This is a genomic window from Actinospica sp., from assembly GCF_035552695.1.
GTDB lineage: Bacteria > Actinomycetota > Actinomycetes > Streptomycetales > Catenulisporaceae > Actinospica.
The window spans coordinates 20,277-37,471 of sequence record NZ_DASZKT010000129.1; the positions used below are offsets into that span (position 1 = coordinate 20,277).

16 protein-coding genes and 1 riboswitch are annotated in these 17,195 nt (G+C 70.4%); of the genes, 1 reads left to right on the forward strand and 15 read right to left on the reverse strand.

The annotated features are described in order from the left end of the window. Positions 1–56: 56 nt before the first annotated feature. The 6 genes from atpE to glyA all read right to left on the reverse strand — a co-directional run bounded on the left by atpE (position 57) and on the right by glyA (position 5,144). A complete protein-coding gene (gene atpE, locus VG296_RS16220) occupies positions 57–299 on the reverse strand; it encodes an ATP synthase F0 subunit C (RefSeq protein WP_325566565.1) in 243 nt (80 codons plus the stop codon). 81 nt (positions 300–380) lie between these two features. Continuing rightward, positions 381–1,208 (reverse strand): F0F1 ATP synthase subunit A, encoded by an 828-nt coding sequence (gene atpB, locus VG296_RS16225; protein WP_325566566.1) that lies wholly within the window; start codon positions 1,206–1,208, stop codon positions 381–383. Between the two features lie 124 nt (positions 1,209–1,332). Beyond that, positions 1,333–1,605, reverse strand: a complete 273-nt coding sequence (locus tag VG296_RS16230) for a hypothetical protein (protein ID WP_325566567.1) — start codon at positions 1,603–1,605, stop codon at positions 1,333–1,335. Between the two features lie 210 nt (positions 1,606–1,815). Next, positions 1,816–2,235 (reverse strand): hypothetical protein, encoded by a 420-nt coding sequence (locus VG296_RS16235; protein WP_325566568.1) that lies wholly within the window; start codon positions 2,233–2,235, stop codon positions 1,816–1,818. Between the two features lie 190 nt (positions 2,236–2,425). After that, the gene (locus VG296_RS16240; protein WP_325566569.1) at positions 2,426–3,682 is read right to left on the reverse strand and encodes an MraY family glycosyltransferase; all 1,257 of its coding nucleotides are present in this window, start codon (positions 3,680–3,682) and stop codon (positions 2,426–2,428) included. A gap of 157 nt (positions 3,683–3,839) precedes the next feature. Continuing rightward, entirely contained in the window at positions 3,840–5,144 is a 1,305-nt protein-coding gene (gene glyA / locus VG296_RS16245) for a serine hydroxymethyltransferase (protein WP_325566570.1), read from the reverse strand. Positions 5,145–5,506: 362 nt separating this feature from the next. Then, positions 5,507–5,716, forward strand: a riboswitch (cyclic di-AMP (ydaO/yuaA leader). An 8-nt stretch (positions 5,717–5,724) separates the two neighbouring features. On the opposite strand from glyA, the gene VG296_RS16250 reads away from it, so the two are divergent. After that, positions 5,725–6,438 carry a transglycosylase family protein gene (locus tag VG296_RS16250; protein ID WP_325566571.1) on the forward strand — a complete coding sequence of 238 codons (714 nt, stop codon included), beginning with the start codon at positions 5,725–5,727 and terminating at the stop codon, positions 6,436–6,438. Between the two features lie 72 nt (positions 6,439–6,510). On the opposite strand, the gene VG296_RS16255 is transcribed toward VG296_RS16250, so the two are convergent. From VG296_RS16255 to lysA, 9 genes are all read right to left on the reverse strand, one after another. Then, complete coding sequence (locus VG296_RS16255; RefSeq protein ID WP_349259578.1) at positions 6,511–7,152, reverse strand: L-threonylcarbamoyladenylate synthase; 642 nt, start codon at positions 7,150–7,152, stop codon at positions 6,511–6,513. 57 nt (positions 7,153–7,209) lie between these two features. Beyond that, a complete protein-coding gene (gene prmC, locus VG296_RS16260; RefSeq protein WP_349259579.1) occupies positions 7,210–8,061 on the reverse strand; it encodes a peptide chain release factor N(5)-glutamine methyltransferase in 852 nt (283 codons plus the stop codon). A gap of 46 nt (positions 8,062–8,107) precedes the next feature. Next, entirely contained in the window at positions 8,108–9,181 is a 1,074-nt protein-coding gene (gene prfA / locus VG296_RS16265; RefSeq protein ID WP_325566574.1) for a peptide chain release factor 1, read from the reverse strand. Between the two features lie 126 nt (positions 9,182–9,307). Further along, positions 9,308–9,517, reverse strand: coding sequence for a 50S ribosomal protein L31 (rpmE, locus tag VG296_RS16270; protein WP_325566575.1), 210 nt, complete (start codon positions 9,515–9,517; stop codon positions 9,308–9,310). A 318-nt stretch (positions 9,518–9,835) separates the two neighbouring features. Further along, the gene (rho, locus tag VG296_RS16275) at positions 9,836–11,851 is read right to left on the reverse strand and encodes a transcription termination factor Rho (protein WP_325566576.1); all 2,016 of its coding nucleotides are present in this window, start codon (positions 11,849–11,851) and stop codon (positions 9,836–9,838) included. A 421-nt stretch (positions 11,852–12,272) separates the two neighbouring features. Then, entirely contained in the window at positions 12,273–13,244 is a 972-nt protein-coding gene (gene thrB / locus VG296_RS16280) for a homoserine kinase (RefSeq protein WP_325566577.1), read from the reverse strand. Next, a complete protein-coding gene (gene thrC / locus VG296_RS16285; protein WP_325566578.1) occupies positions 13,241–14,323 on the reverse strand; it encodes a threonine synthase in 1,083 nt (360 codons plus the stop codon). The genes thrB and thrC overlap by 4 nt, the downstream gene beginning before the upstream one ends. Before the next feature lie 43 nt (positions 14,324–14,366). Continuing rightward, positions 14,367–15,659 carry a homoserine dehydrogenase gene (locus VG296_RS16290; protein ID WP_325566579.1) on the reverse strand — a complete coding sequence of 431 codons (1,293 nt, stop codon included), beginning with the start codon at positions 15,657–15,659 and terminating at the stop codon, positions 14,367–14,369. Between the two features lie 125 nt (positions 15,660–15,784). Continuing rightward, positions 15,785–17,194 (reverse strand): diaminopimelate decarboxylase, encoded by a 1,410-nt coding sequence (gene lysA / locus VG296_RS16295; RefSeq protein ID WP_325566580.1) that lies wholly within the window; start codon positions 17,192–17,194, stop codon positions 15,785–15,787. Position 17,195 lies beyond the last annotated feature (1 nt).

A 17,195-nucleotide genomic window follows, 5' to 3' on the forward strand; every position in this document is an offset into this window, starting at 1 on the left:
TCGTGACGGGTGCCACGGTGAAGCCCTCCTTAATCGACTCGGAGATCCGCGAGGACCTACTTGCCGAAGACGAACGGCATGACGATGCCGAGCAGCGCGAGCGCCTCGGTCAGCGCGAAGCCGATGTACATGTTGGTGCGGATCATGCCGGCGGCCTCGGGCTGACGGGCCATCGCCTCGACGCCGTGGCCGAAGATGAGGCCGATGCCGACGCCCGGGCCGATCGCCGCGAGGCCGTACGCGACGGCGCCGAGCGAGCCGGAGACACCAGCGGCTTCGATGATTGCCGGAGCAGACATTTCGGTTTTCCTTCTCGTCGAACCGGTAGACGGGACCTACCGGTAGGGCTAGCGGGTATTCGGTTGGTTCGGTCGGCCGCTTTAGTGCGCGGCCTGGACGCCCTCGCCCACGTACTGGGCGGTGAGCATCGTGAAGATGTACGCCTGCAGCGCCTGGATCAGCATCTCGAAGGCGGTCAGCACCACCACCATGACGGCGGAGCCGGCGGCGAACAGGGCGCTGAACGTGGCGCTGGCGAGGTACCAGGTGGCGATGGTGAAGGTGGCGAGCAGCAGGTGGCCGGCGAACATGTTCGCGAACAGCCGGACCATCAGCGTGAACGGCTGGATGACCAGGACCCGCAGCCACTCCACCGGCACCAGGATGAACAGCACCGGAAGCGGCACGCCCTTCGGCACCACGTTCTTCAGGAAGCCGAAGAAGCCCTGGTGCTTGATCGCCTGGTACCAGTACGTGATGTAGACCATCAGCATCAGCGAGGCCGGGAACGCGATGAACGAGGTCACCGGCAGCTGCGCGATCGGGATGATCTCCATCAGGTTCATCACCCAGACGAAGAAGAACAGTCCGGTCAGGAACGGCACGAACCTGTCGCCGTTCTTGCCGATCATCGGTCGGGCGATCTGGTCCCGGATGAACAGGTAGCCCATCTCGCCGAGGTTCTGCACCCCGGTCGGTACCAGCTTCGGCTTGCTGAACGCGGCCCAGAAGAACCAGATCACCAGGCCGGCGCAGATCAGCGCGAGCAGTTCCGGCTTGTAGAAGCCGAGGCTGCCGAGGTGGAAGATCGGTCTGAGGTTGAAGTCCGTGAGGGACGGGGCCTGGAAGCCGCAGTTCGAGCCCGCGTGAGAGTTGGTCGCGGAACAGTCGCCGCTGGCGAGCAGCACGGTACTCGCGGTCGTACTCACCGGTTCACTCCTTCGGCTGTGCGCATTGGGTTCACCATCTGTCGTGGCGGACGGTGCTTGCTGGGTATCTTCATCCGCTCAGGGGGCGGGTACGCGTGGATCTCGGGCATGGCGGACCGGCGGCTCAGCGCTGCTTCCCGGTGCGGTTCGCCACCCAGATCGTGTAGGCCAGCGAAACGACCATGCCGAAAAGCAGGCCGAACAGCAGCAGGATCGGGTGGCCCAGCCAGCGGCCGAGCAGGTAGCCGATGCCTCCGTAGACGAGCAGTGCGGCGCCCATGTGCCCGATGACGGTCCACATCATGGATTCCATCGCCCTGGCTTCGCTGCGCTCGCGCTCGGCCTTCGACTCGTCCGTCTCGTGCGGATCCGGGCCCGCGGGGGGCTGGGAGCTCACTTCGGTACGGGACTCGTCAGCACGGTCGGCCGACCCGTCGGGGGTTCGGGTCGTCGGGCTCATCACCCGCGCCGATGCGTGCTCCGGCGTGCTCACGGCACAACTGCTCGCCGCGCCTGCGACTCTGTGCTGAACAGGCGCGCGTTGACCGTGAATGGCCTGGACGGGCGCGGTGGCTCGTCCGGGCTACGGCGTGACGGGAGCGGGCGCTCATGGCCTCGGCTCCACGTAGAGGATCTTGCTCTTGACCATCGCGCGCACCTGCGTGCCGCTCCACACCAGCACCAGGGCGATGGCGGAGAAGCCGAACACCTGGCCGTTGAACAGCGTGGTGCCCTGGAAGGCGGACAGGATCGCGGCGAGCGCGATGATCTTCACCATGTAGCTGCTCAGTGCGGCGATCATCATGGCCTGCGGGCTGATCTTGGCGGCGCGGCCGACGACGTACAAGGAGATTGCGAAGAAGATGGTCACGACGACGAGCGCGAGCAGTGCTCCGAGCGCTCCCTTGCCTCCGGCGGCGGCGGCACCGACGGCCACGCAGACAAGGCCGGCGAGGGCCGTGGGCACGGCGGACTGCCGTAGCGCGCGGACGTCTTCGGCCTGCATGTCGGTCTCCGAGGCGGTCATCGTGTGGCTGCCGGGGATTCGGCTTTTCTCACTTCTGGATCTTCGAATTCTCGGGTCCGCGACCGGGGGCGCACGAGTGGTGCGACTGCTCCGATCGGGTTCCTCTTCCTGCTCGTGAAACCTATCACAAGAGCCGCTACCCGTCTCGCACGGGGGTACGTGGTATGGATCACTCCACCGTACGCCCAGTTCAGGGCCGGGGTGGCGGAGTATTTTCGAGCCCTGATCCGGTGTGCGCCAACTGCCGTTCCACGGCCGTTTCCCCGGCCGCCGCGTGCTTTCCGCGCAACCGCGCCGGCCGCACCCGGCCGGCCCGGTCGTCGAGGTGCTTGCGCACCCGCGGCAGCAGCAGGCCCACCAGACCCAGGGCGGCGAAGCCCATCGCGCCGAGCACGACCGGCCGGGACTGCGAGGAGACCGAGAACATGACGACGGTGAAGGAGATCAGCGCCGACCAGAAGTACATGATCAGGACCGCGCGGCGCTTGGAGTGGCCGATCTGCAGCAGCCGGTGGTGCATGTGCTCGGCGTCCGCGGAGAACGGCGAGCGCCCTGCCCTGGTGCGCCGGATGACGGCCATCACGGTGTCGGCCACCGGCAGCGCCACCGCGCAGAACGGCAGCACCAGCGGCAGGAAGCCGGGCACGGTCTTGTAGGTCGCCGTGCTCTGCGATCCCGCGACGTACTTCAGCTGGTCCGGGTCGATCAGCCCGAATTCGAGGATGGTGATGGCCGCCAGCAGCATGCCGATCATCATCGATCCGGAGTCGCCCATGAAGATGCGTGCCGGGGACCAGTTGTGGCAGAGGAAGCCGAGGCACATCCCGATCAGCACCACGGAGACCGTGGCCGCCGGGACGATCGAGCTGATGTCGTAGCCGTGCTGCAGCCGGTACGCGTACACGAAGAAGCAGCTGGCCGCGATCGCCACCATGCCGGCGGCCAGACCGTCGAGCCCGTCGACGAAGTTGACCGCGTTGATCATGCCGACGATCAGAAACACCGAAACGGTGACCGCGAGGTTCGGCTCCAGGCTGACGATGCCCACACCCGGGATGGAGATCCAGGTCAGCTGCACGCCCATCAGCACCATGATCGAGGCGGCCAGCGTCTGCCCGGCCAGCTTGATCAGCGCGTCCACACCCCAGCGGTCGTCGACGATGCCGATGACGATCAGCATGGTGCAGCCGATCAGCAGCGCCGGCACGGTCCGCGAGGACTGGAAGAAGCGGATCTGCATCATCGGCAGCTTGGAGGCCGCGAGCAGCGCCACCAGGAGTCCGAGGTACATGCCCACGCCGCCGAGGCGCGGGGTGGGAGTGGTGTGCACGTCCCGGTCGCGCAGCGGAGCCCACGCGCCGAAGCGGAAGGCGACCTCGCGCACCGGCCCGGTCGCGAGGTAGGTGACGACCCACGCGATCATCAGGACCGCCAGGTACTCGCGCATCGCGGCTTGATCGCCACCTTCCGGACCCGGGACCTTGGCTGCCAACTAGGGTTTCAGGGTAGCCGCAACGGCGCACCCTCGCAGACAGACGCTCACCCGCCCCGGCCCGGTTTCCGGCGTTGGGCCGACCGGGTTCCCGGAGTTGTCCGAGTCTTCTCTAGGCGTACAACGGGAATCGTGCGACGAGCTCGGCGACCTCGTCGGCCAGCGCGGGCTCCGGACTGCGCACCGCGCGGGCGACGAGGTTGGCGATCACCTTCATCTCCTGCTCGCGCATGCCCTGGGTCGTCACCGCCGCGGTGCCGACCCGGATGCCCGAGGAGAGCATCGGCTTGGCGGTGTCGTACGGGATGGCGTTGCGGTTGAGGATGATGCCCGCCCGCTCGCAGCGCTGCTCGGCCTCGCGCCCGTTGACGCCGCGGCCGGCGGCGATATGGATGCCGCGCAGGTCCAGCAGGGCCAGGTGGGTGTCCGTCCCGCCGCTCACCGGCCGCATGCCCTCCTCGGCCAGCGCCGAGGTGAGCGCCTGGCAGTTGACCACGACCTGCTTGCTGTACGCGGCGAACTCGGGCGTGGCCGCCTCGCCGAAGGCCACCGCCTTGGCCGCTACCGCGTGCATCAGCGGACCACCCTGCGCGAAGGGGAACACGGCGCGGTCGATCGCGTCGGCCAGTCCGGCCTTGCACAGGATCGCGCCGCCGCGGGGACCGCGCAGTGTCTTATGCGTGGCGATGGTCACCACGTCGGCGTACGGCACCGGCGAGGGCACCGCTCCCCCGGCGACCAGGCCGGCGATGTGCGCGGCGTCCACCAGGAGATAGGCGCCCACCTCGTCCGCGATCCGCCGGAAGGCGGCGAAGTCGATCAGCCGGGGGTACGCGGTGGCGCCGCAGATGATCAGCCGCGGCCGGTGCGCCCGGGCCAGCTCGTGCACCCGGTCGTAGTCGATCAGCTCGTTGTCCTCGCGCACGGGGTAGCCGATGGCCTGGAACCAGGTGCCGGAGAAGTTGCCCGGCGAGCCGTGGGTGAGGTGCCCGCCGTGCGGCAGGGCCATCGCCAGCACGCGGTCGCCGGGATGCAGCAGCGCCGCGTAGACCGCGAGGTTGGCCGAGGCGCCGGAGTGCGGCTGGACGTTGGCGTGCTCGGCGCCGAACAGCTCCCTGGCCCGCTCGATCGCGAGCCGCTCGGCCCGGTCCACCTCGGCGCAGCCGCCGTAGTAGCGCCGGCCGGGGTAGCCCTCGGCGTATTTGTTGGAGAGCACGGAGCCGAGCGCGGCCAGCACCGCGGGCGAGGTCGGGTTCTCACTCGCGATCAGCTGGAGGCTGCCCCGCTGGCGTTCCAGCTCGTCCAGGACGATGCCGGCCACCTGCGGGTCCGTGCGGACCAGGGCGGCGAAGTCCGGACCGTAGAAGGGCGCCGCGGCGTGCGGCGTCGCGTGGGCGGGAGCGGCGACGGCGGCCATCAGGACCACGCTCCTAGGGAGGGAAACCGGGGGATCCGTGCGGTTACCAGTCCACAGTAGGTGCGGTTCCGGGATCTGGCACTAGGACGGGGCCGAGGATCTCGCGTGTCTGCTTCACGGCGGGCTCACGAACCGCCGCGCGCGCCGGGTGACCGGACGATCGCTCTCCGGACACGCCGAAAGAGTCACACTACTTGTCAGGCATTACCGATACACTCTCCGTGATAAATGATGATTAATTTGATACGTAGAGTTATATTGTTATCACTGCCAGTTGATGTGATCCTGCCCACGTACGTTTAATTTGAAATCCTGCTGAAGAACTGTTTACCGTCGAAGACGCCCGGCATACCGGGCACCGTGATCGAGAACGCCTAATCCAGCCCTCCGATCACGGCAACCAAAACCCTTGAGGGCTGGAGCGGAGGAACCAAACTTCGCCGGGGCGACGGGAGATTCTCCGTTCGCAACGGCTCGGGGTGAATCCGACCGGGGACTGTGGTCTTCGGAGGTAGGGCTACTTTCCGGCCCGAATCCGACAGCTCACTTCGCAGGCGTGGGAGAGGAAAACGACTTCAGCATGCCCAAGCACGCTCTTGCCTCCAAGTCCTTCACCCGCCGCGCCGTAGCCACCGCCGCCATCGCCGGCGCCGCGATCGCCATTCCGGTCGCCCTGGCCGGCACCGCGTCCGCCGACTCCGTGAACTGGACCGCCATCGCGAACTGCGAGTCCTCCGGCAACTGGGCCGCGGACACCGGCAACGGCTTCTACGGCGGCCTGCAGTTCACCCAGTCCACCTGGGACGCCTACGGCGGCGACCAGTACGCCGCGTCCGCCAACCTGGCCTCCGAGGCCGACCAGATCACCGTGGCCGAGGCCGTCCTGGCCGGCCAGGGCATCGGCGCGTGGCCGGTGTGCGGCGCCAACGCGGGCAGCTCCACCACCTACACCGGCACCAACACCTCGGGCTCGTCCTCCTCGGACAGCTCCAGCTCCTCGAGCACCTCGTCGTCCACGGACACGAGCTCCACCCCGTCCACCTCGGACAACAGCTCGTCCACCTCGAGCAACACCAGCTCCTCGGACTCGAGCTCCACCCCGGCCGCCTCGTCCTCCTCCTCGAGCTCCAGCTCGAAGAGCGGCAGCTACACCGTGCAGTCCGGCGACACCCTCTCGGGCATCGCCGCCAAGGAGGGCGTCTCCGACTGGCACTCGCTGTACACCAACAACGAGTCGACCATCGGCTCGAACCCGAACCTGATCTTCCCGGGCCAGGTCCTCAACCTCGGCTGAGGTTAAGCAATAACCCGAAATCCCGGACGCATTCGCTGCGTCCGGGATTTCGGCCTGCCTGAATAAAAGAATTCAGCGCGTCAGATTCGTGGCCACCTTGGCGATCTCCTCGAAAGTGAGCGCGCCCTCTCTGAGCAGTTTCGGCGCCTCGCCGGTGAGATCCACGATCGAGGAGGGCACATTGTCCGCGGTCTGTCCGCCGTCCAGGTACACGTCCACGGCGGTGCCGAGCTGATCCTGCGCCTCGGAGGCGGTGGTCGCCGGCGCGTGCCCGGTCTTGTTCGCCGAGGAGACCCCGAGCGGGCCGGTCTGCATCAGCAGTTCGATGGCCACCGGGTGCAGCGGCATCCGCAGCGCGACGGTGCCGCGCGCGTCGCCGAGGTCCCATTGCAGCGACGGCTGGTGCCGCGCCACGATGGTCAGCGCGCCCGGCCAGAACGCGTCCACCAGGTCCCAGCCGTTCTCCGGGAACTTCGACACCAGGCCGTGCAGCGTGCTCGGCGAACCGACCAGCACCGGCACCGGCATGTCCCGGCCGCGGCCCTTGGCCGCCAGCAGCGCGGCGATCCCGCTGCTGGAGAAGGCATCGGCGCCGATGCCGTACACGGTGTCGGTCGGCAGCACGATCAGGTCACTCCGGCGGATCGTCGAGGCGGCCTCGCGCAGGCCGACCGCCCGCTGGTCCGGTTCGGCGCAGTCGTAGCGGCGGCTCACGGTACTCACAGCCTCCAGGAATCGAGGAAGTAATTTCGCACCTGACGTCGAGTCAGGTCAATTGCGGGGACCGTCCTTACGGGCGGTGAAGAATCGCGGTCGGCCGGTCAGGTCGCGGTGGTCGCCCGCCTCCACCCAGCCGTACTCCTCCAGGAAGATCCGCTGCACCGCGCCGCCCTGCTGATCCGAGTGCTCCACGGCCAGCCAGCGCCCGGCCTGCAGCAGACGGTGCGCGGCCCGCTCGAGCGCGCGGATCATGTCGAGCCCGTCCTCGCCGGAGAACAGCGCCAGCTGCGGATCGTACTCGCGGGCCTCGGGTGCCACGTACTCCCACTCGGTCAGCGGGATGTACGGCGGGTTCGTGATGACCAGGTCCACCTGGCCGTCCAGCTCGGGCAGGGCCGTGCGCGCGTCCGCCTGATGCAGGATCACCCGGCTGTCGGCCACGTTCTGCCTGGTCCACACCAGCGCCTCGTCGGACAGCTCCACCGCGTGCACCTGGGCCCGCGGCACCTCCTGCGCTATGGCCAGCGCGATCGCGCCGGATCCCGAGCACAGGTCCACGATCAGCGGTTCGGCGATGTCCAGCTCGCGCAGCCGGTCGATCGCCCAGCCGACCATGACCTCGGTCTCCGGCCGCGGCACGAACACCCCGGGGCCGACGGCCAGCTCGAGGTAGCGGAAGTAGGCGCGGCCGGTGATGTGCTGCAGCGGCTCGCGGTTCTCCCGCCGGGCCACCGCCTCCCAGTAGCGCGCGTCGAAGTCGCCGTCCCGCACGGTGTGCAGCCGGCCGCGGGTCACCCCGTGCGTCCAGGCCGCGAGCTCCTCGGCATCGGCGCGCGGCGAGTCCACCCCGGCCTCGGCCAGCCGCGCGGCGGCGAGCGCGACCTCCGACAGCAGCAGGTTCAGCCCCGGCGGCGTCGCGCGGGTCTCGGAGGGGGTGGTCATCTCCCGCTCAGTCCCCGTTCCCGGCGAGCTTCGCCGCGAGGTCGGCGTCCACGCAGGACTGGATCACCGCGTCCAGGTCCCCGTCCAGCACCTGGTCCAGGTTGTAGGACTTGAATCCGGTGCGATGGTCGGAGAGCCGGTTCTCCGGGAAGTTGTAGGTGCGGATGCGCTCGGAGCGGTCCATCGTGCGGATCTGGCTCTTGCGCACGTCCGAGGCCTCCTTCTCGGCCTCCTCCTGCGCGAAGGCGAGCAGTCGCGCGCGCAGGATCCGCATCGCGGACTCCTTGTTCTGCAGCTGCGACTTCTCGTTCTGGCAGGAGACCACGACGCCGGTGGGCAGGTGCGTGATGCGCACCGCGGAGTCGGTCGTGTTCACCGACTGGCCTCCGGGCCCGGAGGAGCGGAAGACGTCGATGCGCAGGTCGTTCGCGTTGATCTCGACGTCCACCTCCTCGGCCTCTGGCAGCACCAGCACGCCGGCCGCGGAGGTGTGGATCCGGCCCTGCGACTCGGTCACCGGCACGCGCTGCACCCGGTGCACGCCGCCCTCGTACTTGAGCCTGGCCCAGATGCCCTCGCCCGGCTGCGGCGTGCCGCGCCACTTGACGGCCAGTGAGACGTCCTTGTAGCCGCCGAGATCCGAGTCGGTGGACTCGATGAGCTCGGTCTTCCAGCCCTGACGCTCGGCGTAGCGCAGGTACATCCGCAGCAGGTCCCCGGCGAACAGCATCGACTCCTGGCCGCCCTCGCCCGCCTTGATCTCGAGGATGACGTCCTTCTCGTCGTTCGGGTCGCGCGGGATCAGCAGCTCCTGCAGCCGCTGCTCCAGCTCGCCGCGCCGGGCCTGCAGCGCGGACAGCTCCTCGGCGAAGGACGGGTCCTCGGCGGCCAGCTCGCGCGCGGCCCCGAGGTCCTCGGCGTTGGCCTGGTACGCCCGGTACGTCTCGGCGATCGGGCCCAGCTCGGCGTAGCGCTTGCCCAGCTTGCGGGCCAGGGCCTGGTCGGTGTGGACGTTGGGATCGGCCAGGCGCGCCTCGAGCTCCGCGTACTCGACGAGGAGCTGCTCGATCGCTTCGAACACCCGGGTCCACTGCCTTTCGGAGACTGCGTAGCTGTTGCGGTGAGCGGGTCACCGGCACGAGGCCGGATACGCGAGACGGCGCCAGCGGAGCGGGTCACACCCGCCACGCCGGCGCCGTCGGGCGCGCTACTTCTTCTTGCCGAAGCGCGCTTCGAACTTCGCCACCCGGCCGCCGGTGTCGAGGATGCGCTGCTTGCCCGTGTAGAACGGGTGGCACTGCGAGCAGGTCTCCGTGCTGATCCGGCCGCTGGACGCGGTGGACCGGGTGACGAACGAGTTGCCGCAGGCACAGGTCACGGTCGTGACCACGTATTCGGGGTGGATACCGGGCTTCATGATGCTCCTAGGGTCTCTCGGGGCCGCCGGGTCGCCACCGCGGGAGCGCGGAGCGGGAACCGGGACCGACGTACCATCCTACAACGACGGGAGGCCGGGTATTCCCGGCCTCCCGCACGCTCAATCCTGCAATCCTGCGGATCGCTACTACTCGTACTACTCGCCGCCGCCCGAAGGTGACAGTGCCGCCTTCTGGATCGTCAGGCCGTACTACTCGCCGCCGCCCGGAAGTGACAGTGCCGTCTTCTGGATCGTCAGGCCGTACTACTCGCCGCCGCCCGGAGGTGACAGTGCCGTCTTCTGGATCGTCAGGCCGTACTACTCGCCGCCGCCGGGCGCCGTCTTCTGGATCGTCATCAGGAACTCGGCGTTGGACTTGGTCTTCTTCATCCGGTCGAGCAGCAGCTCCATCGCCTGCTGCTGGTCGAGCGCGTGCAGCACCCGGCGCAGCTTCCAGATGATGGCCAGCTCCTCGGCGCCCAGCAGGATCTCCTCCTTGCGGGTGCCGGACTGGTCCACGTCCACGGCCGGGAAGATGCGCTTGTCGGCCAGCCGGCGGTCCAGCTTGAGCTCGAGGTTGCCCGTTCCCTTGAACTCCTCGAAGATCACCTCGTCGGCCTTGGAGCCGGTCTCCACCAGCGCCGTGGCCAGAATGGTCAGCGAGCCGCCGTTCTCGATGTTCCGCGCGGCGCCGAAGAAGCGCTTCGGCGGGTAGAGCGCGGTCGAGTCCACACCGCCGGACATGATGCGTCCTGAGGCGGGGGCGGAGAGGTTGTAGGCGCGGCCGAGCCGGGTCATCGAGTCGAGCAGGACCACCACGTCCTGGCCCAGCTCGACGAGGCGCTTGGCCCGCTCGATGGCGAGCTCGGCGACGATGGTGTGGTCCTCGGCCGGCCGGTCGAAGGTGGAGGCGATGACCTCGCCCTTGACCGAGCGCTGCATGTCGGTGACCTCTTCCGGCCGCTCGTCCACGAGGACGACCATGAGGTGCACTTCCGGGTTGTTCGTGGTGATCGCGTTGGCGATCGCCTGCAGCACCATCGTCTTGCCCGCCTTGGGCGGCGAGACGATCAGGCCGCGCTGGCCCTTGCCGATCGGGGCGACGAGGTCGATGATCCGGGTGGCCAGCTTGCCGGGCTCGGTCTCCAGGCGCAGCCGGTCCTGCGGGTAGAGCGGCGTCAGCTTGTTGAAGTCCGGGCGCTGCGAGACCTGCTCGGGGGGCAGGCCGTTGATCGAGTCCAGGCGGACCAGCGCGTTGAACTTCTCCCGGCGCTCGCCCTCGCGGGGCTGGCGCACGGCGCCGACGATCGCGTCGCCCTTGCGCAGGCCGTAGCGACGCACCTGGGCGAGCGAGACGTAGACGTCGTTGGAACCGGGCATGTAGCCGGTGGTGCGCACGAACGCGTAGCTGTCGAGCACGTCCAGGATGCCCGCGATCGGGATCAGGACGTCGTCGTCGGCGACCTGCGGCTCGGCGTTCTGGTTGCCCTCGAACTCGCGCCCGCGACGGCCGCGGCCGCGCTCGCGGAACCGGCGGTTGCCGTCCTCGCCGCCGCCCTGCTGCTCGTTGCGGCCGCCGCCCTGGCCGCCGCCCTGCGGCCGGCTGTCCCGGCTCTCCCGGGCTCCGCCTTCGCGGTTGTCCCGGTTGCCCTGGCTGTCGCGGCCGCGGCGGCGCTCCCGCTCGCGCTCCCGGCGCGAGGGACGCTGGTCGGCCTCGGCCTGGGCGTTGCCCCTGGCCTCGGCGCCCTGCTGTTGCGGCGGCGCCGCGGCGGCAGGCGCGTCGACCACGGCGGTGGCCGCCGCGGCTGCGGGCTCGGCCGACTGGGTCGCGGCCTGCGCCTGCTGCCGGGACCGGCGGCTCGGCTGCCGCTCGGCGGGCGGCTCGATCTCGGTCTGCACGGCGGACGCCTCGGCGCGCTGCTGCTCGGGGATCCGCTGCTGCGGGGCCGTCTGCGGAGCGGAGGCGGCACGCCGGGCGCGGGTGCGCTCCCGCGCCGGAGCGGCGGGTTCGGCGGCGCGGGGCTGGTCCTCGCGGGGCTGGTCGTCGCTCTGCTCGGCCGCCGCGGGTGCCTCCGGCTGCTTCTTCTCCTTGGGCGCGGCTGACGCGGCGCCCTTGCCGCGGGAGGAGGAGGTTCCCTCCCGCTCCGACTGCACACCGCCGCCCTGGCGCTGCTCGATCGCCTCGATCAGGGCGCTCTTGGGCATGCGTGTCACGCCCTTGACGCCGAGCTCGGCGGCCTTGAGCCGTAGCTCGGGCAGCAGCAGGGCCGCGAGGCCCGAGCCGGCGCCGGTGGATCGGCGACGTGCGGTGGTCAGTTCGGTGGTATCGCTCACGAAGGGTCCTTCCCTGGAGCGGGCGCCGCGCGGCTGTATGCCGAAGGGCGACCGGTCGTGCCCCCGGGGACCGCCGAGAAGCGGGTCCGACCGGTTGGGCCATGGGTTGAGATGCCTGGCCGTCGAGGGGCCGTCCGGTTGGCGGCGCGATACGGCCGCGCGCACGGTACGACCGTGGCGGGACTGCCAGGAGGAGGGGGCAACAGTATTCGAACGTCGACGGGCATGCTGACTGCCGAAAATCCTATCGGGGGGATCCTAGTCAGCCCACATACCGCCGCGAACACCGGTTGCGGTTACCAGACTAACACTTTCTCGCCGTCGTGGCATTCCCCACCTTCCATGTGCACGGCGTTTCGCCGAACGTACTGATTGGCGCCCGTTGACCGTACCGACAGGCGCGCGTTGACCGTCACCCCGCTCAGCCGGCTTCGTCCTCATCGACGACCACCCCGACGGCCGCGACGGGCAGTTCCGCGGCGCCCCAGATCGGGCCGCCCACCCGCGGATCTCCGCCGCGAGCATACTCCGCCGCGCGCAACGAGGGTGCGCCGGCCACGCCGAAGGCCAGCACCGAAGGTCCGGCGCCGGAGACCACGGCCGGGTGCCCGTCGGCGCGCAGCCGGGTGACGAGCTCCGCGGTCGGCCGCATCGCGGCGGCGCGATAGCCCTGGTGCAGCCGGTCCTCGGTGCCGGCGAACAGCAGTTCCCTGCGTCGCTCCGGGCGCAGGTCGGGCGCGGTCAGCGCGAGCGCGAGCAGCCCGGAGCGGCCCGCGTTGAAGGAGGCGTCGACGTGCGGCACGTCCTTGGGCAGCAGGCCCCGCGCGACGTGCGTGGAAAGAGGCTGCGACGGCACGAAGAGCACCGCCGAGACCCCCTCGGCCGGGTCGATCCTGAGCACGTCCACCCCGTCCGGCTGCAGCCACGCGGTGGTGAATCCGCCGACGAGGCAGGGCGCGACGTTGTCCGGGTGGCCCTCGAGCTCGTTCGCCAGGTCCAGGGCGCCGTACGCGTCGAGGGCCAGCTCCGCGTCCACGACCAGGGCACGGGCGGCCATGATGCCCGCGCAGATCGCCGCCGAGGAGGAGCCGAGCCCGCGGCCGTGCGGGATCCGGTTGACGCAGCGCACCCGCAGCCCCGGAGGCTGTACGCCGAGCCGGCCGAAGGCGGCCCGCAGGGACCTGACGATCAGATGATTTTCATCAACCGGCAGGGATTCGGCGCCTTCCCCGCTGATCTCGAGCTCCAGACCGCCGTCGGTGGCCTCGACGGTCACCTCGTCGCGCAGCTCGAGCGCGAGACCGAAGGCGTCGAAGCCGGGGCCCAGGTTGGCGCTCGTCGCCGGGGGACGGACGGTGACCGGCCCCCGGCGCAGTCGTGCGTCGAACGTCACGCGAGCCCCAGCACCCCGGCCGCGCTGACGGTGTCGCAGGCTACCTTCGGCGGGCGCGGCGCTCCGTTGATGGCCCAGTCCGCGTCCTTGAGCCCGTTGCCGGTGACGGTGACCGTGATCCGCTGCCCGCGCTCGAGCCGGCCCTCCTCGGCCAGCTTGAGCAGCCCGGCCACGCCCGCGGCGCTGGCCGGCTCGACGAATACGCCCTCCTGCGCGGACAGCAGCCGGTAGGCGGACAGGATCTGACGGTCGGTCACCGACTCGATCAGGCCGCCGGACTCCTCGCGCGCGGCGATCGCCAGGTCCCAGGAGGCCGGGTTGCCGATCCGGATGGCGGAGGCGATCGTCTGCGGGTTGGCCACCGGGCCGCCGGAGACGAACGGGGCGGCGCCGGCCGCCTGGAAGCCGAACATCCGCGGCCGGCGGGTGGACACGCCGTCCTTCGCGTACTCCGAATAGCCCATCCAGTAGGCGGAGATGTTGCCCGCGTTGCCCACCGGCAGCACGTGCACGTCCGGCGCGTCGCCGAGCGCGTCCACGATCTCGAAGGCGGCGGTCTTCTGCCCGGCCAGCCGGTCCGGGTTGACCGAGTTGACCACGGCCACCGGGTACTTCTCGCCGAGCTCGCGCACCATCGTGAGGCAGTCGTCGAAGTTGCCCGCGACCTGGAGGATCTTCGCGCCGTGGGCCAGCGCCTGGCTGAGCTTGCCCATGGCGATCTTGCCGTCCGGGATCAGCACCGCGCACATCATCCCGGCGCGCACCGCGTAGGCCGCCGCCGAGGCGCTGGTGTTGCCGGTCGAACCGCAGATCACGGCCTTGGCCCCGGCCTCCGCGGCCTTGGAGATGGCCAGCGTCATGCCGCGGTCCTTGAAGGAGCCGGTCGGATTCATCCCCTCGACCTTGAGGTACACCTCGCAGCCGGTCAGCTCGGAGACCGTCGGGGCGGGCACGAGCGGCGTGCCGCCCTCGCCGAGTGTCACCACCGGGGTCTCGGCCGTCACCGGGAGCCGGTCCCGGTACTCCTCGATCAGCCCGCGCCACTGGCGCCCGACCCGCTGCTCGGCCTGCGTGCTCATGATGGTCTCTCCTCCTGCTGACTGGCCATCATCCCTGCTCTGCCTAATCGCCTTCAACGCGCATCACCGAGGCGACGGCGCGCACCGTGGGCATCGCCCGCAGCTTCTCGACCGTGCCGCTCAGCGCCGCGTCGGTGGCCTCGTGCGTGGACACCACGAGCCGCGCGTCGTCCCCGCGGCCCTCCTGACGCACCGTCTGGATCGACACGTCCTGCTGCGCGAAGATCAGTGCGACCTGCGCGAGCACGCCCGCCTTGTCGTCCACGTCCAGCGAGATGTGGTACCGGGTGCGCGCCTCGCCCATCGGGCTCACCCGCAGGTCGGCGTACGCGGTCACGCTCGGCGCGCGCCCGCCGTTCACCCGGTTGCGGCACACGGCCACCAGGTCGCCGAGCACCGCGCTCGCGGTCGGCGTGCCGCCGGCGCCCGGGCCGTAGAACATCAGCTGTCCGGCCGCCTCCGACTCGACGAAGACCGCGTTGTACGCCTCGCGGACCCCGGCCAGCGGGTGCGAGCGCGGGATCATCGCCGGATGCACCCGGGCGGTGACCGACTCGCGCGCCTTGTCCACCTCGCAGATGGCCAGCAGCTTCACGACCGAGCCCATCTCCCGGGCCGAGGCCACGTCGGAGGCGGTGACCCGGGTGATCCCCTCGCGGTAGACGTCCGCGGCGGTCACCTTGGTGTGGAAGGCCAGCGAGGCGAGGATCGCGGCCTTGGCTGCGGCGTCGAAGCCCTCGATGTCCGCGGTCGGGTCGGCCTCCGCGTAGCCGAGCTCGGTGGCCTCCTCCAGCGCCTCGTCGAAGCCGGCGCCGGTGGAGTCCATCCGGTCCAGGATGAAGTTCGTGGTCCCGTTGACGATGCCGAGCACCCGCTCGACCTTGTCGCCGACGATGGACTCGCGCAGCGGCCGCAGCAGCGGGATGGCCCCGGCGACGGCGGCCTCGTAATAGAGGTCCACGCCGAACTTGTCGGCGGCCGCGTGCAGCTCGGCGCCGCGCTCGGCCAGCAGCGCCTTGTTCGCGGTGACCACGCTGGCGCCGGCCTCCATGGCGCTCAGGATGAGGCTGCGCGCGGGCTCGATGCCGCCGATCACCTCGATGACCACGTCGTTGTCCGGCCGCGCCGCGAGCTCGCGGGCGTCGGTGGTGAACAGGGCCGGGTCGACCGGGAGGTTGCGGGCCCGGGCCGGGCGGCGCACCGCGATGCCGGAGAGTTCGACCGGCCGGCCGATCCGGGCGGACAGGTCGGCGCCGGTCGTCGTCATGAGCCGGGCCACCTCGGAGCCGACGACCCCGCAGCCCAACAACGCCACCCTGAGTGGGCGCTCGCTCATGATTCAAGACCTTCCGTATCCACTGTGTGTCTGACCAGTCTCACCTGTCGGTCGGCGGAAGTCCCACGACGTCCACTGGGTGAGACCGTAAGTCTTGCGGCCCGCGGCGCTCCGGACAACCGGATTCAGCCCAGGTCGAGCGAGAGCAGATCTTCTTCCGTCTCCCTGCGCACCAGCACCCGCTCGGCCCCGTCCAGCACGGCGAGCACCGGCGGCCGCAGCGCGTGGTTGTAGTTCGAGGCCATCGAGCGGCAGTAGGCGCCGGTCGCGGCGACAGCGAGCAGGTCGCCGGGCGCCACGTCGGCCGGCAGCCAGGCGTCCTTGACCACGATGTCCCCGGACTCGCAGTGCTTGCCGACCACGCGGGTGAGCATCGGCTCGGCCTCGGAGGTGCGCGAGGCGAGCACGCAGGTATACGCCGAGTCGTACAGCGCGGTGCGGATGTTGTCGCTCATCCCGCCGTCCACCGACACGTAGGTGCGCAGGCCTTCGAGCGGCTTGACCGTGCCGACCTCGTAGAGCGTGATCCCCGGCGGTCCGGAGATGGCGCGGCCCGGCTCGACCGTGATCCGCGGCGTCGGCAGCCCGTAGCCGAAGCACTCGCGCGCGACGATCGCCTTGAGCGCGGCCACGATCGTGAACGCGTCCTCCGGGTCGTCCTCGCTGGTGTACGCGATGCCGAGTCCGCCGCCGAGGTCGAGCTCGGGCAGCGCGACGCCGTGCTCCTCGCGGATCGCGGCGAGCAGCCCCACGGCACGGTGCGCGGCGGTCTCGAAGCCCGCGGTGTCGAAGATCTGCGAGCCGATGTGCGAGTGCAGGCCGACCAGGTCGAGCGTGCCCCGGTGCTTGAACACGCGGCGCACCGCCTCGGCCGCCTCCCCGCCCGCGAGCGAGAAGCCGAACTTCTGGTCCTCGTGCGCGGTGGCGATGAACTCGTGCGTGTGCGCCTCGACCCCGACCGTGACCCGCACCATCACCCGCGCGACGGTCCCGCGCTCCGCGGCGAGCGAGGCGAGCCGCTCGATCTCCAGCTGCGAGTCCACCACGAAGCGGCCGACCCCGGCGTCCAGCGCGCGGGAGAGTTCGGCGGCGGTCTTGTTGTTGCCGTGGAAGGTGATCCGGTGCGCGGGGAACTCGGCCGCCAGCGCGGTGGCCAGCTCGCCGCCGGAGCACACGTCCAGGCCGAGGCCCTCCTCGGCGGCCCAGCGGGCGATCGCCTTGGACAGGAAGGACTTGCCCGCGTAGTGCACCGGCGGCTCGTCGCGGCTGTAGTCGCCGAACGCGGCGAGCCAGGTCTGCGCGCGGCGGCGCCAGTCGGCCTCGTCCAGCACGTAGGCCGGCGTGCCCTGACGCGCCGCCAGTTCGCGCACGGCGAGACCGCCGAGCATGAGCTGCCCGGTCTCCTCGTCCCGGCCGGCCGTGATCGGCCAGACCTTCGGGTCGAGCGCGTTGAGGTCGGCGGGCGGCGCGCCGACGCCGCCCGCGGGCAGCACGTCGGCGTACCGCGGTCCCGCCGGGTGCGCGGCTCGGCTCATC